Genomic DNA, 19,875 nt, shown 5'->3' with positions numbered 1-19,875 from the left:
TAACACTGTATGTGGAGTTAGTCATTTAGATTGGACGAAGTAATCAGGGTGAGCATACAATTTAATTTTCGTCTTTATTATAAAAGATTTTTGGCTTTGTTGTAGGTTTTTGGATCGTAGCATCTCCCTGCTCAGAAGCCTCTGCTGTTTGCTCTTCCTGAACATCATGTTCTGTCGTTTGCTTTTCATAATTTTCTAGAAAACGACTTACATCCTCTTGAATATTTTCGATGATATCTCTCACTCTTTTCTTTTCATCATCTTTTAATTCAGCTGTCTCTGGTTTTACGTTGTGCTTTTCCAAAACTTTATCTACGAATATATTGATTAAATCTTGTTGCCCTTTCACAAAATCCCCTCCTCACATTTCACGCGATACTACACCATATGCACGGTTCTTTTTTTTGCATAGGAGAGTGACTAGTAAACCGATGAAAGGCCACTGAAAAAGTGGTGTTCTTTCTTTGAGGACACTGAAAAAGTGAAAAACTTGCTGTTTCGTTGCATTAATATTCAATATCCCTCATTATAGGGAAAGTTGATGAGACCGGAGCAAGCGAGGTAACTGTCTCTTCCTCTACGAGCATATGCTTTGGAGCGTATCCGTCGAGACAACTCGAAGCATAAGGCGACGAAGTAACGCTCGTTCCTGTGGGATCAAAGGCAGGGGTGAGACCCCGCAGACCGCAGGTCAAGGAGGCTCACCAGCCGCCCACGGAAAGCGAGTTTGCACAGGTCTCATCAACTTCTATATTCAAACAACCTTATATTAATTAGGCTGCCCTTTAAATTTAAGTACTTTTTCAGTGGCCTCGATGAAAGTCCTTGTTTCTCGACGTATTCGTTTCATTATTTTTAAATAATCGTTTGTTTAAATAACAAAGAATAAAATACTTATTCCCATTTTTGGAAAAGATCTTTTTTATCATTTTGAAGTTTTTGTGAATAGCAAGTAATCAAGTGTAAATCGTCGTAATCAAGCGTATTCACCAATTGTCATACGCTTACATTCGGTTTTCTTTTTTATTCAATATTTGTTAAAATCCATTTGTTCTTGCCGGTCGAATTTCTTACGGAGAAATTCATTTCATTAATAAAAAGGCTTTGTTAAATATCCATGTTGTAATAAGAACGTTGATTACTTTTCTTGTGGGAAGCAATGGCTGAAGACCCCGAAGATATGAGTAGACTAAATTACTCCCCTTGGTAAACAACGGATCCCAACACGATAGTTTAACATCGTTTAAACAAAAAACTGAAAGAGGTGCAACAGTGAATTTTACACAAAAACTGAAAAAAGAATGGTTAGGAAATGTTAGAGGAGATGTATTAGCGGGAATTGTTGTCGCCCTGGCGCTTATTCCTGAAGCTATTGCCTTTTCTATTATTGCAGGAGTAGATCCTATGGTAGGGTTATATGCTTCCTTCTGTATTGCGGTTGTCATCGCATTTGTTGGAGGACGCCCTGGTATGATTTCTGCTGCCACAGGTGCTATGGCATTACTCATGATCACGCTTGTTGCTGATCACGGATTAGAATACTTGCTTGCTGCAACCATTTTATGTGGTATATTGCAAATTTTATTTGGTGTGTTCAAATTAGCTACTTTTATGAAGTTTATTCCACGTTCCGTAATGGTTGGCTTTGTCAATGCATTAGCAATCTTAATTTTCACAGCTCAACTACAGCATTTTGTCGATGAAACGTGGGTGATGTATGCCCTTGTCGCCTTAACTTTAGCAATCATTTATATTTTACCTAGATTTACAAAGGCTGTTCCTTCTACTTTAGTTGCTATCATCGTCGTAACTGCGATTGCTTTAATAATGAACATTGGCGTTCGAACAGTTGGAGATATGGGTGAATTAACACAAACGTTACCTGTGTTTGCATTACCTAATATTCCATTAACCTTTGAAACATTAATGATTATTTTCCCATACTCTTTAGCTCTTGCTATTGTTGGGTTACTCGAGTCCCTATTAACAGCATCTATTGTCGATGATATGACAGATACAGAAAGTAACAAAAACAAAGAAAGCCGTGGACAAGGTATCGCCAACGTTATTACTGGTTGTTTTGGTGGGATGGCTGGTTGTGCGATGATTGGCCAATCCGTCATCAATGTAAAGTCTGGAGGTCGTGGAAGACTTTCTGCTTTAGTTGCAGGGGCATTTCTCATGTTCCTTATCATTGTATTAGGAAATATTGTTGTCCAAATTCCAATGGCGGCTCTCGCTGGTGTCATGATCATGGTGTCAATTGGAACTTTTGATTGGAGATCGTTAACGAACATTCATAAAATTCCACGTACAGATGCTGCTGTCATGATTGTGACTGTCGGAACTGTCGTTTATACGCACGATTTAGCACAAGGTGTGTTAGCTGGTGTTGTATTGAGTGCGATATTCTTTGCTTGGAAAATTTCTAAAGTAAAAATAAAAAGTGTCTTATCTAACGATAAATTAGAAAGAACGTATTATGTTGAAGGTCAATTATTCTTTGCTTCTGTTACAGACTTTTTGGACAAAGTAAATTATAATGAAGATATAGAGAAGGTAATTATAGATGTCTCAAAAGCACATCTTTGGGATGATTCCGCAGTAGGAGCCATCGATAAAATCGAAGGTAAATTTGAGCAAAAATCGATTAAGGTAGAAATTAAAGGATTAAACGAAGAAAGCTCTGTTTTATTGAAAAAAATTGGTGGTTTAAGTAAAGCATCAGAGCATTAACGATTTGTATAAGGGTTAGTCTCCTAAGAATTACTAGAGAGGCCACTGAAAAAGTCCATACCGCCTTTTTCAGTGGCAAAAATTCTAGAATTATTGAGACTAACCCTTTCTTTAATAAAAGAGAGGAGCGAAAAATCATGTTTTCTCACTTATTGCTAGCAATTGATGGGTCTGACCATTCACGAAGAGCCGCTGAAAAAGCGATCGAACTTGGAAAACTAACTGATCATGCAACGATCGAGATCCTCTATGTCGTCGATGGCTCTAAGTCAAAATCGGATATTTTAAAATATGGTGATTCAGAAGCTGCTTCAAAGAACAGACAACAAATGCTACATTCATTTGAAGAATTGATTAACGACGCTGGAATTAGTACAAAGATAACAATCCTACATGCAGGCACGCCAGCAGAATCTATTATTAAGCATGCTAACGAAGGCAACTACGATTGTGTTGTCCTTGGCAGTCGTGGGTTAAGCACTGTACAAACAATGATTATAGGCAGTGTAAGTCACAAAGTAATGAAATATGCAAAAGCTCCAGTATTAATGGTCAAATAAGAATGAGGTTTACTCAAATAGGTGGCATTTTTTGAGGCCATTGAAAAAGTAGTGTTCTTTCACTTTTTCAGTGGCCCTAAGCAATGTGCGAAGCCGCCGCAATCCCTTAAAGGCTACTATAATTGGCTATCTTATAGTGGGCGAGATCGAATGGAACCATGCTAGAACTTTTTTATAGCTATTAGGAAAGGAAAGTTTCTTTTCTTTCAAGCGATGGAATTTAGTTGTTTCTCTTAAAGTACTAGTGAGTTTTCTTTTAGTTATTTTTTGGAAAATGGTAATCTTGCTTTATTCTCCTGTCAGTTACTGTGTTTTACTCTAACGGGATTTTAAATCTTGTTTAATGGACACTCAGGTCATGTTTCTCGCTCTGATGGGATTTTATACCTTGTTTATTGGACTTTCAGACTATGATTCTTGTTCTAACGGGATTTTAATCCTGTTTAATGGACACTCAGACAATGACCCTCGCTCTAACCGGATTTTAAATCCTGTTTAATGGACACTCAGACAATGACTCGCGCTCTAACCGGATTTTTAATCCTGTTTAATGGACACTCAGGTCATGTTTCTCGCTCTGACGGGTTTTTAATCTAACTTTATTCGACTCTCAGATAATACCTCTTGCTCCCATAGAGTTTTAAACCTAAATCCCTTTATTCTCCATAGTCAAACGGCGTTTCCTTCATAAGTACTCACTCAATTGAACAAGCAAGCATAGAGGTTGACTCAAAAGGTGAAATGTAACCTTTTGAATCAACCTCTGAATAGTACCTTTTCCACTTTTAACACACTTTATCACATTATCATCTCAATATTCATAAATTAATAGTAATGCTAAGTCCCAAATCACACCGAAAACGGGAGTGAGAATGATGAAAAAAGAAAGCTTTTCACTAATGACAAGTGGACTACTCCTAATTGGATCTATTTTCTTCTTAATTGGGTCAGGTCTTAGCTTTTTCAAAGCTTTAGATAGCTATAATGGCAGAGTCAATGGAAATAGCATGCTAGATTAATACCCTTATGATGAAACAACCCGCTCTGTTCCTAACGTATCATGATCACTATTGTCCTTGGATTTAATGAAAAATAGTTTCCGATCACGATATAGAAAAGCAGCTGATAAAGCAAATGATAAAATATCAGCGATAGGGAAAGCGATCCAGACACCTTTTACTCCAAAGAAATGTGGCAAAATAAGTACTAGTGGTATAAGGAATAATACTTGACGTGCCATTGATAGGATTAGGGCTGGCTTCGCTTTTCCTAAAGCTTGGTATAGTCCACCACTGACTACTTGTGCTCCAATTAATATTGCCGCTGCAAACATAATACGCATACCTTCTGCTCCTGATTGAATTACCTCTTGATCAGATGTAAAAATTCGCATAAACAGCTCAGGAATAGTCATGACAACAACAAATACAATAGCAGAATAAACTGTTACAACTTTTAAACCGAGCCATATCGTATCTTGTAGTCGCGTTATATTTTTTGCTCCGTAATTATATCCAATCATCGGCTGCATACCTTGTAAAATACCCATCATCGGCATTAGTGTAAACATCAATACTCTTTGCACTATCCCAAATACACCTACATGAAATTCACTTCCAAACTGGATAAGCATTGCATTAATAGCGATCATCATTACACTTCCTGCTACTTGTCTAAAAAAGGCTGGAAGACCTACTGTAATCACTTCTTTTATAAGTGCAAAATGTGGCTTCATATTGGCAATTGAAATTGTTAATGTACTTTTCCCTGAAATAAAATAACGGAGTACATAAATAGTAACAAAGGCTTGTGAAATAACTGTTGCTATAGCGGCTCCTTGAACTCCCATATCTAAAACAACGATAAAAATAGGGTCTAGTAAAATATTTAAGATAGAAGGGATGATCATCATCATCATTGCAAAGCGCGCATTCCCTTCTGAACGAATAATTGCATTTGTTGTAAAACCAAATGAAAAGAAAAATGTTCCTAACATGATCGGTAGCATATAATCTCTTGCAGGACCAATAATGTTATCTGTAGCCCCAAAAAGGTAAAGTAGTTGATCTAAAAATGTAAAAGCACCTATCATTCCGAAGATACTTACAACAATAACCAATAAGAGGATATTACCAAACACCTTGTTTGCATCCTCTTCTCGCCTTTCCCCTAAACGGCGAGAGATGACTGATGCACCACCGACACCTAACGCAGCTGCAATAGCCATCATAATCATCATTAAAGGAAAAGCAATGGTTACTGCTGCGACTCCTGTAATACCGACAAAATAAGATATAAATATTGTGTCGACAACGTTATATAAAGCCATTACAAACATCCCAATCATTGCTGGAATGGATAATCTTCGTAATAGCTTCGATATCGGCTCCGTACCTAACCTTTCACTTTGTTGTTTCTGATCCATATATAGTCCTTCTTTCTACGTTGTTTTGTCCCGATCCACTTCCTGCATGTTTTCCTTCATCCTTTTTAACCACATCATTAAGAGTTGTTGTTCTTCGATAGAAAAACCAGCTAATAACTCACGCTCCATATGGTCTAGATTCACCCATAATTCTCGCTCTATTGAGATCCCTTTTTCCGTTAATGATATTACTTTTGAACGCCTATCTTCTTGACTATCTCTTTTCTCAATTAAAGCTCTCTTTAACATCGAATCTATAATGCCATTCATTGTTGAAGCTTGAATAAAAAGTCTTTTCTGTAGCTCTGATTGGAGCTTGTCACCATCGTGAGAAAGTAAATACAATACTTTCGCTTGAGAAATGGTTAAGTCAAATTGAGATAGGTTTTTATTATATTGATTTTGTATGAGATGGGATAAAACTCCTATATGATATCCAAACATTTGATCCATTTCTCGCCGCGACATTTACTTAGCCTCCTAATTAATTCATAAACCTAATTATATATCAGCCTTCGATATTACTCAATAATTTATTTCGAATACCGTAACATAAATTTCGTTACCTAACTTTTCGTAAAACTAAGTAAAACAAAATAAAAAGAAGGCGACTCAAAAGGTTGATTTTGAACCGCCCTTATTAGCTTCGGGAACAGATATGGTGAAGATACTTCATCCACATTCCTCTATACTTCTCGTTGCTACCCATTGGCAACTGCGACAAAAAGACATTTTACTAAACAGAAAAATCCGTGATGCCTAACAACATCACGGATTGAAATATATATTGTTGTTGATCAATGACAATACGCTAAACCGAAATCATCAAATTGTCCTGTTACATCAAGTATAAAGGCTAATTCGTCATCCTCTGCAACTCTTAAGGCTATTTGATACATTTTATCTTCTGATTCATCGAGTATATTTAATGAAAATCGGTCTTCCTCTTCCCAATATCTAATCCCATCTAACTTTATTGCTTCTTTTGAGAGCGCATGTTCACTTGCGATAAAATCAATGGCATGGTCTGCAGCAACTCGGTGCTCATGTGGTAGTCCTTGACCGAACGAAAACCAGCTAAAGAAGGCCAATATAATAACCGCTGCACCTATCATCATATATCGTTTCATGCGTTCCCCTCCATTCTCTATCATTGATTAGTTATATTATAGATGGTATGCTCGGAAAAGTGAACTATTTCCTACTATTTTGATAGGAAAAACTTATTTTAATCCATATTAGAAATGAAAGTTATTCTTGAAAATAATCAACTAAAGCCGCTGCACCGTACAAACCTAACTCCCCACCTAATTTGGTAGCTGCAAATGTGAGCCTTCCCTTCATACCTGGTAAAATCATTTTTTCCGCTTTTTCGATAACTGGTTTAATAAATGATTCACCTGCCTGCATAACCCCTCCACCATAAACGACCATCTCTGGGTTATATGCATGAACAATATTTGTTAAACCTAATGCCAAATCAAATTGCACCTCTTCAATGATTCTTTTACAGAGTGCATCTCCATTTTCTGCTGCAACAAACACATCTTTTGAAGTAAGCTTAGATTTCCCCTTCAATACAGACGCTTCCTTAGTTGTTTGTAGAAGAGCCTTCGTTTTTGAAACAATCCCAGTACCTGATGCTTGGGCTTCTAGGCAGCCTCTATTACCACATGAGCACAAGTTCCCATTTGGATTAATGATCATATGCCCTATTTCTGCAGCACTGCCATTTACACCTAATAATAAACGTCCGTCGGCTACGACACCCCCGCCAACCCCTGTACTTACCGTAATATATACGAGATTGTTAACATTTCTGTTATATGCGAATGTATACTCACCTAAAGCTGCAGCATTTGCATCATTATGTAAAAACACTGGTAAGCTATATTCTTCTTCTAGTATCTTTTTTAATGGGATGTGATCCCAACCAGGTAAGTTAGGTGGGGATTGTATCTCACCTTTCCACGGGTCAAGTGGTCCTGGGCAACCGACACCGATCCCTTTCACTTGTCCCATTTCAATATTAGCTTGCTCTAGCACATTGACTATCAGCTGCTTAAGCCTAGTAATGATTGCCACTACACCTTCTTCTGTACGTGTGAATACACTTGTTTTTTTTATCATATTTCCATCTTTAAATAGTCCTACCCTCATATTCGTTCCACCAATATCAATTCCAATAATATACACGATTCACCAATCCTTTATTTTAATTTGTTATTATAACTGAAAAATAATAGCTAACATAAATAACAAAACAACCTATTGTAATCGTACAATATTCCACTGTTATTGTGAACAGAAAATATTTATTTTAATTGGCTATGTTAAAGTATAGTGTTGTTTTTTAGCCCTGTTGATTGTAGCCGAGAATATGAGACTCCTGCGGGAAAAGCAACTGCTGAAGACACCGTAGGGGTGTTTTTCCCCGAAGGGGGCTGAGGCGTTGTCCGCGGAAAGCGAAAATCAACAACAAAGTTTAACAGAGCCTTTTAATTAAATAATATCCCATAATAAAAACAGGCAATATAAATCACCTGTTTTCTATACTATTATTTTTTTCAATTATAAACATCTCTACTTCATCTTTCGGTAAAGGCTTACTAAAGTAATAACCTTGCAGAGAGATGTTGTCTTCCTTTAAATAAATATATTGCTCCTCTGTTTCTATGCCTTCTGCAACTACTTCAATTTTTAATTTTTTACATAATGTCACTATTCCTGAAAGTAGCGCACTATCGAAGGAATCTGACGGGATGCCATTTACAAATGAGCGATCAATCTTTAATTGATCAACAAAAATTTCCTTTAAGTAATGCAAGGAAGAAGCACCCATTCCAAAATCGTCTAGTGAGATTTTCACTCCCATTTCTGTTAATACTTTTGAAGCGAGCGTTAATTTTTCCATATAAATAGCGACATCACTTTCCGTTATTTCTAACACAAGTAATTCTGGTGGAAAATCACATTCTTCTAAAGTCGTTTTAACAATTGAACAAAAGTCGTTGCTGACTAATTGTGTTTTTGAGACATTTACAGATAATGAAATATCCTCATAGCCTAATTCATGCCACCTTTTCACTTGTCGAATACTTTCCTTTAGTACCCATTTTCCAATGAAAGGCATCATCCCTAGCTCTTCAGCAACAGGAATAAATTTATCAGGTGGAATCATTCCTTTATCACGATTCTCCCAACGCAATAATGCTTCAACACCTAATACATTTCCGTCAGCATTCATAATAGGTTGGTAATAAATATTGAATTCGTTATTTTGTAGCGCATATCTTAAATCATTTTCAAGAGATACATAATGATTAAAATATGCGTACTTAGCCACATCTTGATAAAACCTATACTGATTTTTACCGTGCCTTTTCGCTTCATACATCGCGATATCTGCTTGTCGAATAAGGTCTTCCGGCTCCTTCGCATCATTAGGTGCTGTACTAATACCAATACTAGATGTAATTTCAAACGTATATCCCTTCATTACGATGGGTCTTGCTATATCAAGTAATAGCTGTTTAGAAAGTGTTACAACCTCCCTCTCTTCTTCAAACGGTAGTGCAACGATAAATTCGTCTCCGCCCCACCGACCAACGATCGCATCTGGAGGTATATTTTCTTTTAATTTCTTTGATGTCTCTTTAATGACAGTGTCACCAACGTAATGACCAAGTGCATCATTAATCCGTTTAAATAAGTCAATGTCTATAAACAAAATAGCAATACGCTGTTGCGCTTCAGCCTTGACCATTACCTCAAAACGACTTCTAAAATCGTTCCTGTTAGAAAGACCTGTTAATTCATCCGTTAATGCGAGCTTCTGTATTTCTGTTTGCGATTGGAACAAAGCATACAGCATGTGATTAATTGCACGCTTTAAACTGGATATTTCGTCATTTCCACTTACAACAATCCTCTTGTTCAAATCTCGAGATTGTTGTATTTCCTTTAGTTGATCCGATAAAGTAGTGAACCTTGATAAGATAAACTTATCTAAAGAGTAAATACAAATAGCAGTAAGACATAGGCTTATTAAAGCGTATAAAGTAAAAAAGCCTATTAAACCCCTTCGTCCACTTTGATAAACATCCCTATCAAGCGTAAAGCTTAAATTACCTTCCAATGAAGTCCCTTCAATTGGAAAAAAATAATTCCCTTGTATTAACTCGTCATTTAACAGTTTGACAGTTGACTCTTCATATTGTTGGCTTAAGCTTAGTTCGAGAGGTAACTGAGTTGTAGCCGAAAGCGCTTCGACTACAGTCGAATCTATCACACTCCCCATTAACAAAACCCCATTTGCTGGTGCGTTTTGTAGACTAGGGTATATTTGATGTGACGCTACAAAAATAGGGTGTTCATGCCCAAGAATGATTACGCTATTTTGTTCAAAAATGAATGGTTGTAGCTCTTCCCAATCCAGTAATTCCTCAATATGTACAGATGAGTCTGTGACAGCATCATAGCCTTGATCGTATAGCAATTCACCTTCTTCAGATATATATACAACAAAGTTAATATTGTTAGTATTAAACGTGTCCTCAACCCAATTACTATTAATATATTGTTCATTTCCATCTTGCATATATTGATATGTATCATCCCATACGGAATAATCACGTACTATCATTTTTAAGCGATTTAACTCATTATTTAGCGCACTTTTTACACGTTCGTTATTTTGTTCAACAAGTTCTAGCTCCAACTGCTTATATTGACTTAACATAATAGGGTTAATGGAAATAAATAAAATAACTAAAAGAGTGAATACACTTGATAGAATGACAATGGCGGTTTTAACTTTTAGCTTCATTTTTATTCCCTCCCTTGATCCGGTCGAAGCATCCGATCTATAGTTCTATTATCCTACCAATAGTGTCGAAATTAAAGTTATTTTGAAAAATGTATTCCCCTTATATCAAAAATACCTACATTATTTATAATAATTATTATTTGATATTATTTTTATTTAGTATTATAATATATATTATAATAATTATTATTAAGGAGAGATTATAATGAACGAACGAAAATTATACGAAGCTTTAAATTTACATTTAGCAAACTGGAATATCATAGGTAGTAAGCTGCGCCAGTTTCACTGGTTTGTCAAAGGACCGGATTTTTTTACACTTCACGAAAAGTTTGAAGAGTTATATAACGAAGCAACTAGCTATGTCGATGAAATTGCTGAAAGACATTTAAGTATCGGTGGAACACCAATTTCTACATTACGGGAATTTATTGACAATGCTTCCATTGAAGAAGTAGATGGCAACCTTCACGCTAAGGAAATGGTTGCAAATGTTACAGATGATTTTACACTTATGACAGAGGAGCTAAACGACGCTATTTTCATAGCAGAAGAAAATAATGATCACGTCACAGCTGACCTTTTTATTAGTATGAAAGCTTCCGTAGAAAAACACATATGGATGCTAAAAGCTTACTTATCTTAAATCTACTCGACGGATAATTTCTAATCTTTTTTTGAAAAGGAGAGCTAAAAAAGATACCATAATTGTATCTTCTAGCTCTCCTTTATACTATAGATCAATGTTCATCGTATTTGCTACACTTCGGATGTAGTTAGCAGCCTCTCTATATTCCGCTTCCGTAGAAAGATGCTCGATAATAAGCGGCGTATCTTTATCAAGCTTATTTAGCTCTGTTAATAGCGTTTGATAATGCAATAATCCTTTACCCGGTATGACTTCTTCTAAATGAACAGTTAATTTCCCTAATAGGTTAATATCTTTCGCATGACAGTTTTTTATATAAGGCGATAATTTCTTGAAGAAATCCCTTATCATATTTTTATTATTATAATAATTTCTAGGGCTAGTAATGATATTAACCGGATCATAATGAACAGCAAAAGCATCACGTTCAATTGCCTTTATTAAAGCTAAATATGTATCACTAGAGTCGGGATAAACCCATGGCATCATCTCTAACGTATAAAAAGTATGTTTCGGTTGAACGGCATCTATAATCTCTCTTACTGTATCGACTATTAACGTAAATGTATCGTCACTAAAGTTATCAACGTGCGGACCATCCCACTGTTCCCCACGTGATCCTGCAATATTAACACAACACTTCGCCTCTAACATTTCAGCTAGCTCCAACTGCCTTTTACAATGCTCTATCGCAGATCTCCGCATCTCATCGTCCGGGCTAATCGGGTTACTCCAAGCCCCTACTTCCGCTATGACGATATCATTCTTGATCGCTGAGCGTTTATAGGCGTTAATTGTCTCCTCACCGTCTTCATAATTCACAGGGCATAAAGCTGCTCTGTAGCCTTCCACCTTTACTGCTTCTGCCCAGCTCTCAGCATCATGATTTTTAAAAAAAACCGGACCACCTAGTCTCATAAAACCGACATCCTCCTTCTTTGAACTTATCTTCAGCTTCTAGTGAGCGCTCTTGTCGTCAATACAGCGACATTTTGATCATCGAGTATATTTTTTCCTATAAAATGAAAAATCCCCCTTAGCTTTTAGATATTCTAAGGAGGATTTTTAATCATTATTTTTTATACTTCAAAGAAGTTGTTAGCTACTGTTTGCTTGTACCAGTAGAAGCTATCCTTCTTCGTACGCTCTAATGTACGGTAATTTACGTGTACAATTCCGAAGCGCATAGAGTAGCCCCAAGCCCACTCAAAATTGTCAAGTAACGACCAAGTCATATATCCTTTAATGTTTACACCAGAGTCCATCGCACGGCGAAGTGCAGTTAAATGTTGTCTTAAGTAGTCGATACGCTTATCGTCCTTTACAACCCCATTTTCTGGCTCATCGTTGTAGCAAGACCCGTTCTCTGTAATATAAATTGGCACTTGTCCGTAAAGGTCTGTAACGTATTTCAGTACATTATAAAAGCCCTCTGGATATACGTTCCAACCAATATCTGTCTTTTGGTAACCTTGATCTACACGTTCATGATTAAATAAGGAATGCTGTTGTGCAGCTTGATCCTCTACATAACGTCCTACGCTACCTGTATAATAGTTAATACCAAGGAAGTCGATTGGTTGTGAAATAATTTCTAAATCACCATCTTGAATTGGTGGCTCAACACCTTCTTTTTCTTTGAACCAATCAAGCATAAATTGAGGGTAAGAACCTTTAAATACCGGATCCATAAACCACTCGATAAAGAATCCACCAGCACGGCGACAAGCATCAATATCCTCTTGTTTGTTACTGTATGGCTCATTCCATTCTACGTTAGGTGCATAGCCGATTTGGCCACCTTTAACACCAAGTTCACGATATTTTTGAACAGCCTTACCGTGAGAAACTAACATATGATGCGCTGCATCCATCCCTAATTGTAAATCTGTAAATCCTGGCGCATGCTCTCCACCGTAGTGAGATAAGAAAGATGCACACCAAGGCTCATTGAAAGTAATCCAATACTTAATTTTTCCGTTGAATTCTTTGAACATAAGCTCTGCATACTCAACAAATGCATCGATCGTTTCACGGCTACCCCAACCACCTTTATCTTGTAACGCTTGCGGTAGATCCCAGTGATAAAGTGTTGCCATTGGCTCAATATCATTAGCAATTAACTCATCAATAAAATTATGGTAAAAATCTAAACCTAGCTGGTTTACTTCACCAGTACCGTTTGGAATAACTCTTGGCCACGCAAAGGAGAAACGGTATGTAGTAATTCCTAAATCTTTCATAATTGCTACGTCTTCCTTATAACGGTGATAACTATCACAAGCTACATCCCCATTATCTCCATTTAAAACTTTACCAGGAGTTTTGGAGAACGTATCCCAAATAGATGGACCTCTTCCATCAATATTTGCTGCTCCTTCAATTTGATAGGACGCTGTTGCAGTACCCCATCTCATGTCCTTTGGAAATTGAATAATTGCCATTCTTTTTGCCTCCTCTGTTGTTAGTAAGTGTTGTACAAGCTTCTAATCGTTAATCCATTAAGTAAGTGTTCCTTACTAATATTAGATAATGAAGGCTCTTTTATTAGCTCGACCTTTACTTCTTCTCCAGCAGAAATGTCAAAGTAATTATCACTTAAAATGAAGTCTAATTCTTGATGATCTATTTCTACGTATTTCGCATACGCCTTTGCACTTACTGATAGGATAAAGCGATCATTTTTATCTTCCACATGTAAATCGAGTTCTGGATTTAAAAATTCGAAATGTTTAGCAGGCACAAACAGAACTGTTCCATTACTTATATTAGATCCGTGTTCGTCGATAAGCTGATATTCCAGATATGACTTTCGATTTACTTCCTTTAGCTCCTTGCTAAAATCTAAGTGAACAATTGATTTTGCACATACACCGTCTACAATAACTTCTTCTTCACCTTGCTTTACTACTTCTGAACTGTTTGTTCTAAGCGCCCACTTTACTTTACCACGGAAAGCTTTCTCATAATCATTTGTAACTACAATCTCTGCGCCTGTAGCACTTTCTTTTGCAGATATTAACGTCATAGAGAAAAATCTTTTAGCAAAATAGTGTAAAGCTTTCCATCTACCATAATAATCAATACTTGCCCATGAAGCAACAGGCCAGCAATCATTTAATTGCCAATAAATTGCCCCCATGCATCTTCCGAAGTTTCTTCTCCAATGTTCAACACCATACTTAATCGCTTCAGCCTGTAGGATTTGCGACGTATATAGTAAAGAATGAAAATCCTTAGGATACTTAAAGTTTTCCGATAAATAATATAGAATTTTTCCGTTAGCTGTCCCATTTTTTTGGTGCTTCTCCATAACATAACTAAAAATATTGCGATCCTCTGGTAACGTAAATGATTTTATCGTTTTTAGCGATGGGAACGATTGAAATCCGAACTCAGACACAAATCGGTAATAAAACTTCCTATATTCGGTAAAAGGTTTGAGACCATGCCATACATCCCAATAATGGACATCACCTATATTTTCATCACTAGGCTTGTCAAAGCCACCTCCTGATGATGGCGATGATGGCCAATAAAAAGTTTGTGGGTCATATTCTTTCACTATCTCTGGGATAATCTCTTCAAATAACTTTAAATAATCTAGTTTATGCTTTTCTGTCTTTGGAAAGTCCCAATCAACCCAAGCTGATTCCATTTCATTATTCCCACACCAAATACCTAATGACGCATGGTGGCGTATTCTTTTAATGTTATCGATGAATTCCTGTTTCACTGTTGCTTCAAACTCTTCAGATAAATCGTAAACCGCACATGCAAACATAAAGTCCTGCCATACAATCAACCCGTGTTGATCACAAAGCTCGAAGAAGTAATCTTCTGGATAATGACCGCCACCCCACACACGAATCATGTTAAAATTTGCTGCCACACAATCCTTTATTAGCCTTTCTGTCTTTTCTCGACTCGTTCTCGCCAATATGTTATCTTCAGGAATGTAGTTAGCACCTTTTGAGAAAATAGGCGTTCCATTTATTTTAAAATAGAATGATTGTCCCCATTCATCATCTTCTTGAACAATATCTATCGTTCTTAATCCAATTTGTAGGCTTTTAGTATCTACTTTTTTCCCATTAACAACCACTTCTACTTCTACTAAGTAAAGTGGCTGTTCCCCATATTGAGCAGGATACCATTTCTGAGGATTAGGAATTGTAAAGGTTTCATGAATATTGTTATTTTCGGAAGTATTGGCTGATTCCTCTAACAAGTTACCATCAGGATCATACACCTTCGTGAAAACAGTAGTAGTATCAGTAGAAAACTGCACTTTCTCAATAGCTACTGACAGCTCAACAACATGATCATCATGCTTTTGCGTGACGTACACATCTTGAAGCTTCGCTTTACTGTACCCTTCTAAGGAAACATTTCTCCAAATGCCTAAGTCAGGTAATTGTGGTCCCCAATCCCAACCGAACATACTATGCCCTTTTCTCAAATGAGGAAAGCCTTCGACTGCATCAGTTACACCCCAAATAGGATTTTCATTATGCTTCTTTTCCACATACTGAAGTGGTGACAGAAGAACAACTTTAATATCGTTCTCTCCTTCTTGCACAATTCCTTTCACATCAAGCTCATAACGTCGATGCATATTATTCGTTTCATTAACTAAAGTATCATTGATAAATATTTTAGAAAGCGTATCAACACCTTCAAATATAAGAAGTTGTGAATCATTTTCTAAAAAGCTACTATCAACTTGAAAACTTCTTTTATATTCGTAATCAAACTCCGATAACTTTTTCACTGCATCTTCATTATCTCGATAAAAAGGGTCTTCCATTTTTTTATGCTGTAATAGGTCATTATAAACAGACCCTGGCACTTTACCAACTAACCATTCGTTTTCCCCAACTTTACGAAAATCCCAATCTCCATTTAAAGTAATCCTCTGCATTTTTCACCCTCCAGTTTTCTTCACCTAATCAGTATTTTGTTTATTTTGTTATTTTTGTTATCATTTAGTTATTATTACAACAAATATAATACCATCACATATACATTTCGTAAATAAATATCTCTTTATTTCTCATTAAAACCAACATATTTTTGTTATTTACGTTATTTCAGCCATTTTCACATATGTATCACTATTCAAAAAATAGTATTTTCACTTCTTTATATGTTATTCCGACGGAGTCACCCCCCTTTGTTTCACCAAATCTGAGAAGCAACAATTTTTAAGAAAACACCCTTTAAAAAAGAAGATGACTCAGCAGGTTGATTTCTACCCGCTGAGCCACTTTCATTCACTCACAGTTTTATTCGTTTTCTCCCTCATCTTGTTCCGATCTTATTGTAGGTAAAGTGTTGTGAATGTGTTTCGGCGCTGGTTTTAGAAATGGTTTTTCACCATATGCTGGCGCCTTAGAATAATACTTAAACTTATCTAATCCATCCATACTCTTACCTTTCGCCCATCTTCCACGGCTACTTTGTTCTCCTTCAGATAGATTATAAAAGTCGTATGCTACTTCATTTTTTTCTAAATGCTTAGGGAAAGTACTTGGAACAACAATATTCTCCTGCGCCTCTAGCTCTGAAATCGCTGCCTCCCACATGTTTTGGTGCATCGTATCTCTAGCAATTAAGAAAGACAGCATATCCTTTACACCAGGATCATTCGTAGAATTATATAATCTCGTCACTTGAAGTCTACCTTGAGATTCATACGTTAAGTTTAGTCGGAAATCAGCTAACAAGTTGCCACTCGCTTTAATGTAAGATGCCGTCCACGGATTACCAACGCTGTCAGCTGGCATAGCACCAAGCCCCGAAACGATAACATGCTGAGGATTCATACCTCCCATGATTGCACCTACTACAGGATTTTTAGCAGCATCCTCTTGGTCTCCTAATGATGCACCATCCAATAATCTTGCAATCATTGTCGCTAGCATTTCTACGTGCGCTAGTTCCTCCGTTCCTACATCCATGAGCAAATCACGGTATTTTTCGTCACCTCGTGCGTTCCAGCCTTGAAATAAATATTGTAACGCTACAGATATTTCCCCAAAATGTCCACCTAAAACTTCTTGTAATTGCTTAGCAAATACTGGGTCTGGTCTAGTTGGCTTCGCATCATATTGTAGCTCTTTAATGTGATAGAACATACTTCTTTTCCAACTCCTTAAGTATAAGTATATAGTTTCTTCCCTATTACGTAATTCACCACTGCATGTCAACGTTCTACTTTTGGGCGTGTACCCTTACAAATAGGCAGTTGTCTATACTACTTATACATTTGGATCGATAGATGTATTTTACATTGTTTAAGGAGGGGTTATTTGACACGAGGTGTGGCGCCTGGAGCTACACATTAGAAAATTTATTCTTACCTTTCAAAAAAGACCACATACGTCGTCTCTCAAACGTCGTTGTGGTCTTTAAACAATTATAAAAACAGCACCATTAGTTCCTCATCCCAATATTCACCGTTATACTTCATAGCATTATTTTCAATACCATATGTTTCAAACCCTAATGATTCATAAAATGCCTTCCCCGCTTTATTCGTCGTGACAACCATTAGCTGAATCTGTTCTAGCCCAATTTTTCTAGCTTCTTTCACCACTTCCTGCATCAGCCTTTTGCCAACTCCTAATCCCCTCGTTTGATCAGAAACAAACATGCCCAACAGCATTCCTTTATGCTTCATTTTCTCTATTGCATACAGTCTTATCGTCGCAATTGCTACTAGCTGTTTATTAATAAAAGCTCCATATGTAAACGATTGGTCACTTTTCAATTGTTTCTTTAACTGTTCTAAAGGATTTCCACTATCCATTAATTCCTTATATGTAGTGGCAAAGGCTTCTGGATTGCTTTTTAACGCGTTTAAACGAATGTCTAGAAATTCCGCTGCATCACTTTCTTCCAATTGTCTAATAACGATCTCTTCCATCGAACATACCCCTCTACCGTGTAAAATCACTTAGTTACACTATCATACATGAATCTTTTATGAAAAATCAAAGCAGAGTGTTTTAGCTTCGGGGTGGGATTCTATGGCAATATATATTTGAGGTGCCGCGATTCGGTTTATATTGTTGATGCCGAGTGTTGGTTGCTTCATTACGAGTTTTTCGTAAGTATTGCGATCGTATGATGACCTTCAGATGCTTCTTCTTGTTTTCTCGGTATGCATTGCACTTCTATGATGACCTTCAGGTGCTTCTTCTTGTTTTCTCGGTAAGCATTGCGCTTCTATGATGACCTTCAGATGCTTCTTCCCGTTTTCTCGGTAAGCATTGCGCTTCTATGATGACCTTCAGGAACTTCTTCTTGTTTTCTCGGTAAGCATTGGGCTCGTATGATGACCTTCAGATGCTCTATTTCGTTTTTTAGGTAAGCATTTCAAAAAGAATGACTCAAAAGTAAAAATCGAGGTCGCTGAAAAAGTGAAAGAACACCACTTTTTCAGCGACCTCTAAAACCTTGCTATCAATTACGAGGATCAAGCTCTGGATTTTTTTCAAATAATGATAAGTTATTTCCGATTAATTCTTTCCGCTGTTCAACGCTGTAAGTGGAACGGAGCTTATCTTCAGGAGTGTTGGTCGCATAATCTAATAAACGATCAATCGTCGTTGTTGCTACATGACATCTCGTATCTGAAGAAGCATAATAAATAAACACTTCTCCATCTTTTTCTATTAAGCCATTAGTGAAAACGACGTTTGAAACGTCACCAACTCTTTCAATTCCTTCTGGTGCGATAAAGTGGCCTCCCGGGCGGTGCGTGACCTTCCACGGTTCATTTAAGTCCGTTAGGAAAACATAAATAGTATAGCGCAGCCCTGCCGCTGTATTACGTACGCCATGTGCAACGTGAAGCCAGCCTTTATCCGTTTTAATCGGAGCGTCCCCTTGGCCATTCTTCACCTCTTTTATAGTATGGTATTCCTTTGGATCCACAATCAATTCTTCATCTATCTTCGCTTTCTCAATGCTATCTGACAGCCCCCAACCAATACCACCACCAGTACCAGCTTCAATAAAATCATCTTGGGGACGGGTATAGAAAGCATATTTACCATTCACAAATTCAGGATGTAAAACGACGTTTCTCTGTTGTGCAGATTTTGTTTCAAGGTCATTTAGTCGTTCCCAAGTTTTTAAATCCTTTGTTCTCACGATACCGCATTGCGCAATGGCACTTGATGTGTCTCCTGGAGGCGCTGATTTGTCTTTTCTTTCAGAGCAAAATAGCCCGTATATGTAGCCATCCTCATGTTGCACTAAACGCATATCATACACATTGACTTCATCTTCATTCGTATCTGGCAAAGTAACAGGATAGTCCCAAAACTTAAAGCCATCAATACCATTATCACTCTCCGCAACAGCAAAAAATGATTTACGGTCAACTCCTTCGACACGAGCTACTAAATGAAACTTTCCATTTAAATAAATTGCACCTGGATTAAAAACAACATTCATACCTAACCTTTCCATAAAGTAAGGATTAGTTTCCTCATTATAGTCATAGATCCAATATGGCGGTACATGCTCTTTCGTCAAAATAGGGTGTTCATAGCGATCGTAAATACCATTTCCATTTTCAAGTTTTTTATTTTCTCGCTGAATTGTTTCCTTATACCGTTCATGAACCGCTTTCATTCTTGCTTGAAAAACATTCTCCATTTTA

Annotated in this window: 16 protein-coding genes; 4 read left to right on the top strand and 12 right to left on the bottom strand. The window is 37.0% G+C overall.

The genetic code is table 11. The features are described 5' to 3' along the window. Nucleotides 1-61: 61 nt before the first annotated feature. Nucleotides 62-349, bottom strand: coding sequence for a hypothetical protein (locus BCELL_RS01575; protein ID WP_013486921.1), 288 nt, complete (start codon nucleotides 347-349; stop codon nucleotides 62-64). Nucleotides 350-1,272: 923 nt separating this feature from the next. On the opposite strand from BCELL_RS01575, the gene BCELL_RS01570 reads away from it, so the two are divergent. From BCELL_RS01570 to BCELL_RS22395, 3 genes are all read left to right on the top strand, one after another. Then, nucleotides 1,273-2,736 (top strand): SulP family inorganic anion transporter, encoded by a 1,464-nt coding sequence (locus BCELL_RS01570; protein WP_013486920.1) that lies wholly within the window; start codon nucleotides 1,273-1,275, stop codon nucleotides 2,734-2,736. 137 nt (nucleotides 2,737-2,873) lie between these two features. Further along, complete coding sequence (locus tag BCELL_RS01565) at nucleotides 2,874-3,296, top strand: universal stress protein (protein ID WP_013486919.1); 423 nt, start codon at nucleotides 2,874-2,876, stop codon at nucleotides 3,294-3,296. Nucleotides 3,297-4,168: 872 nt separating this feature from the next. After that, complete coding sequence (locus tag BCELL_RS22395; protein WP_013486918.1) at nucleotides 4,169-4,315, top strand: hypothetical protein; 147 nt, start codon at nucleotides 4,169-4,171, stop codon at nucleotides 4,313-4,315. Nucleotides 4,316-4,320: 5 nt separating this feature from the next. On the opposite strand, the gene BCELL_RS01560 is transcribed toward BCELL_RS22395, so the two are convergent. From BCELL_RS01560 to BCELL_RS21400, 5 genes are all read right to left on the bottom strand, one after another. Beyond that, the gene (locus BCELL_RS01560) at nucleotides 4,321-5,721 is read right to left on the bottom strand and encodes an MATE family efflux transporter (RefSeq protein WP_013486917.1); all 1,401 of its coding nucleotides are present in this window, start codon (nucleotides 5,719-5,721) and stop codon (nucleotides 4,321-4,323) included. Nucleotides 5,722-5,736: 15 nt separating this feature from the next. Continuing rightward, a complete protein-coding gene (locus BCELL_RS01555) occupies nucleotides 5,737-6,189 on the bottom strand; it encodes a MarR family winged helix-turn-helix transcriptional regulator (protein WP_013486916.1) in 453 nt (150 codons plus the stop codon). Between the two features lie 329 nt (nucleotides 6,190-6,518). Beyond that, the gene (locus BCELL_RS01550; protein ID WP_013486915.1) at nucleotides 6,519-6,851 is read right to left on the bottom strand and encodes a hypothetical protein; all 333 of its coding nucleotides are present in this window, start codon (nucleotides 6,849-6,851) and stop codon (nucleotides 6,519-6,521) included. A gap of 121 nt (nucleotides 6,852-6,972) precedes the next feature. Next, nucleotides 6,973-7,917 (bottom strand): ROK family protein, encoded by a 945-nt coding sequence (locus BCELL_RS01545; protein ID WP_013486914.1) that lies wholly within the window; start codon nucleotides 7,915-7,917, stop codon nucleotides 6,973-6,975. Between the two features lie 343 nt (nucleotides 7,918-8,260). After that, nucleotides 8,261-10,549: a putative bifunctional diguanylate cyclase/phosphodiesterase gene (locus BCELL_RS21400; protein WP_013486913.1), complete on the bottom strand. Its 2,289-nt coding sequence runs from the start codon at nucleotides 10,547-10,549 to the stop codon at nucleotides 8,261-8,263. Between the two features lie 205 nt (nucleotides 10,550-10,754). Here BCELL_RS21400 and BCELL_RS01535 point away from each other — a divergent pair, with 205 nt between their 5' ends. After that, nucleotides 10,755-11,195, top strand: a complete 441-nt coding sequence (locus BCELL_RS01535) for a Dps family protein (protein ID WP_013486912.1) — start codon at nucleotides 10,755-10,757, stop codon at nucleotides 11,193-11,195. 87 nt (nucleotides 11,196-11,282) lie between these two features. Here the strand turns inward: BCELL_RS01535 and BCELL_RS01530 are convergent, their stop codons facing one another. From BCELL_RS01530 to BCELL_RS01505, 6 genes are all read right to left on the bottom strand, one after another. Next, a complete protein-coding gene (locus BCELL_RS01530) occupies nucleotides 11,283-12,116 on the bottom strand; it encodes a sugar phosphate isomerase/epimerase family protein (protein ID WP_013486911.1) in 834 nt (277 codons plus the stop codon). Nucleotides 12,117-12,277: 161 nt separating this feature from the next. Continuing rightward, nucleotides 12,278-13,642 carry a GH1 family beta-glucosidase gene (locus tag BCELL_RS01525; RefSeq protein WP_013486910.1) on the bottom strand — a complete coding sequence of 455 codons (1,365 nt, stop codon included), beginning with the start codon at nucleotides 13,640-13,642 and terminating at the stop codon, nucleotides 12,278-12,280. A gap of 20 nt (nucleotides 13,643-13,662) precedes the next feature. Further along, nucleotides 13,663-16,122, bottom strand: coding sequence for a beta-mannosidase (locus BCELL_RS01520; protein WP_013486909.1), 2,460 nt, complete (start codon nucleotides 16,120-16,122; stop codon nucleotides 13,663-13,665). Nucleotides 16,123-16,486: 364 nt separating this feature from the next. Beyond that, entirely contained in the window at nucleotides 16,487-17,338 is an 852-nt protein-coding gene (locus tag BCELL_RS01515; protein ID WP_013486908.1) for a manganese catalase, read from the bottom strand. Nucleotides 17,339-17,619: 281 nt separating this feature from the next. Next, complete coding sequence (locus tag BCELL_RS01510) at nucleotides 17,620-18,129, bottom strand: GNAT family N-acetyltransferase (protein ID WP_013486907.1); 510 nt, start codon at nucleotides 18,127-18,129, stop codon at nucleotides 17,620-17,622. 539 nt (nucleotides 18,130-18,668) lie between these two features. Continuing rightward, nucleotides 18,669-19,871, bottom strand: a complete 1,203-nt coding sequence (locus BCELL_RS01505; protein WP_013486906.1) for a glycoside hydrolase family 130 protein — start codon at nucleotides 19,869-19,871, stop codon at nucleotides 18,669-18,671. Between the last annotated feature and the right edge of the window lie 4 nt (nucleotides 19,872-19,875).

Source organism: Evansella cellulosilytica DSM 2522 (assembly GCF_000177235.2).
Classification (GTDB): Bacteria; Bacillota; Bacilli; order Bacillales; family Salisediminibacteriaceae; genus Evansella; species Evansella cellulosilytica.
The sequence above is the reverse complement of the archived record's forward strand: the minus strand, read 5'-3'. Positions and strand labels throughout refer to the sequence as shown.

What these genes read in the sequence shown, in the direction of transcription:
- BCELL_RS01505 (WP_013486906.1), bottom strand. Translation starts at nt 19,871, where the DNA reads ATGGAGAATGTTTTTCAAGCAAGAATGAAAGCGGTTCATGAACGGTAT.
- BCELL_RS01560 (WP_013486917.1), bottom strand. Translation starts at nt 5,721, where the DNA reads ATGGATCAGAAACAACAAAGTGAAAGGTTAGGTACGGAGCCGATATCG.
- BCELL_RS01530 (WP_013486911.1), bottom strand. Translation starts at nt 12,116, where the DNA reads ATGAGACTAGGTGGTCCGGTTTTTTTTAAAAATCATGATGCTGAGAGC.
- BCELL_RS01565 (WP_013486919.1), top strand. Translation starts at nt 2,874, where the DNA reads ATGTTTTCTCACTTATTGCTAGCAATTGATGGGTCTGACCATTCACGA.
- BCELL_RS01520 (WP_013486909.1), bottom strand. Translation starts at nt 16,122, where the DNA reads ATGCAGAGGATTACTTTAAATGGAGATTGGGATTTTCGTAAAGTTGGG.
- BCELL_RS01510 (WP_013486907.1), bottom strand. Translation starts at nt 18,129, where the DNA reads ATGGAAGAGATCGTTATTAGACAATTGGAAGAAAGTGATGCAGCGGAA.
- BCELL_RS01550 (WP_013486915.1), bottom strand. Translation starts at nt 6,851, where the DNA reads ATGAAACGATATATGATGATAGGTGCAGCGGTTATTATATTGGCCTTC.
- BCELL_RS01525 (WP_013486910.1), bottom strand. Translation starts at nt 13,642, where the DNA reads ATGGCAATTATTCAATTTCCAAAGGACATGAGATGGGGTACTGCAACA.
- BCELL_RS01515 (WP_013486908.1), bottom strand. Translation starts at nt 17,338, where the DNA reads ATGTTCTATCACATTAAAGAGCTACAATATGATGCGAAGCCAACTAGA.
- BCELL_RS01535 (WP_013486912.1), top strand. Translation starts at nt 10,755, where the DNA reads ATGAACGAACGAAAATTATACGAAGCTTTAAATTTACATTTAGCAAAC.
- BCELL_RS01555 (WP_013486916.1), bottom strand. Translation starts at nt 6,189, where the DNA reads ATGTCGCGGCGAGAAATGGATCAAATGTTTGGATATCATATAGGAGTT.
- BCELL_RS22395 (WP_013486918.1), top strand. Translation starts at nt 4,169, where the DNA reads ATGATGAAAAAAGAAAGCTTTTCACTAATGACAAGTGGACTACTCCTA.
- BCELL_RS21400 (WP_013486913.1), bottom strand. Translation starts at nt 10,549, where the DNA reads ATGAAGCTAAAAGTTAAAACCGCCATTGTCATTCTATCAAGTGTATTC.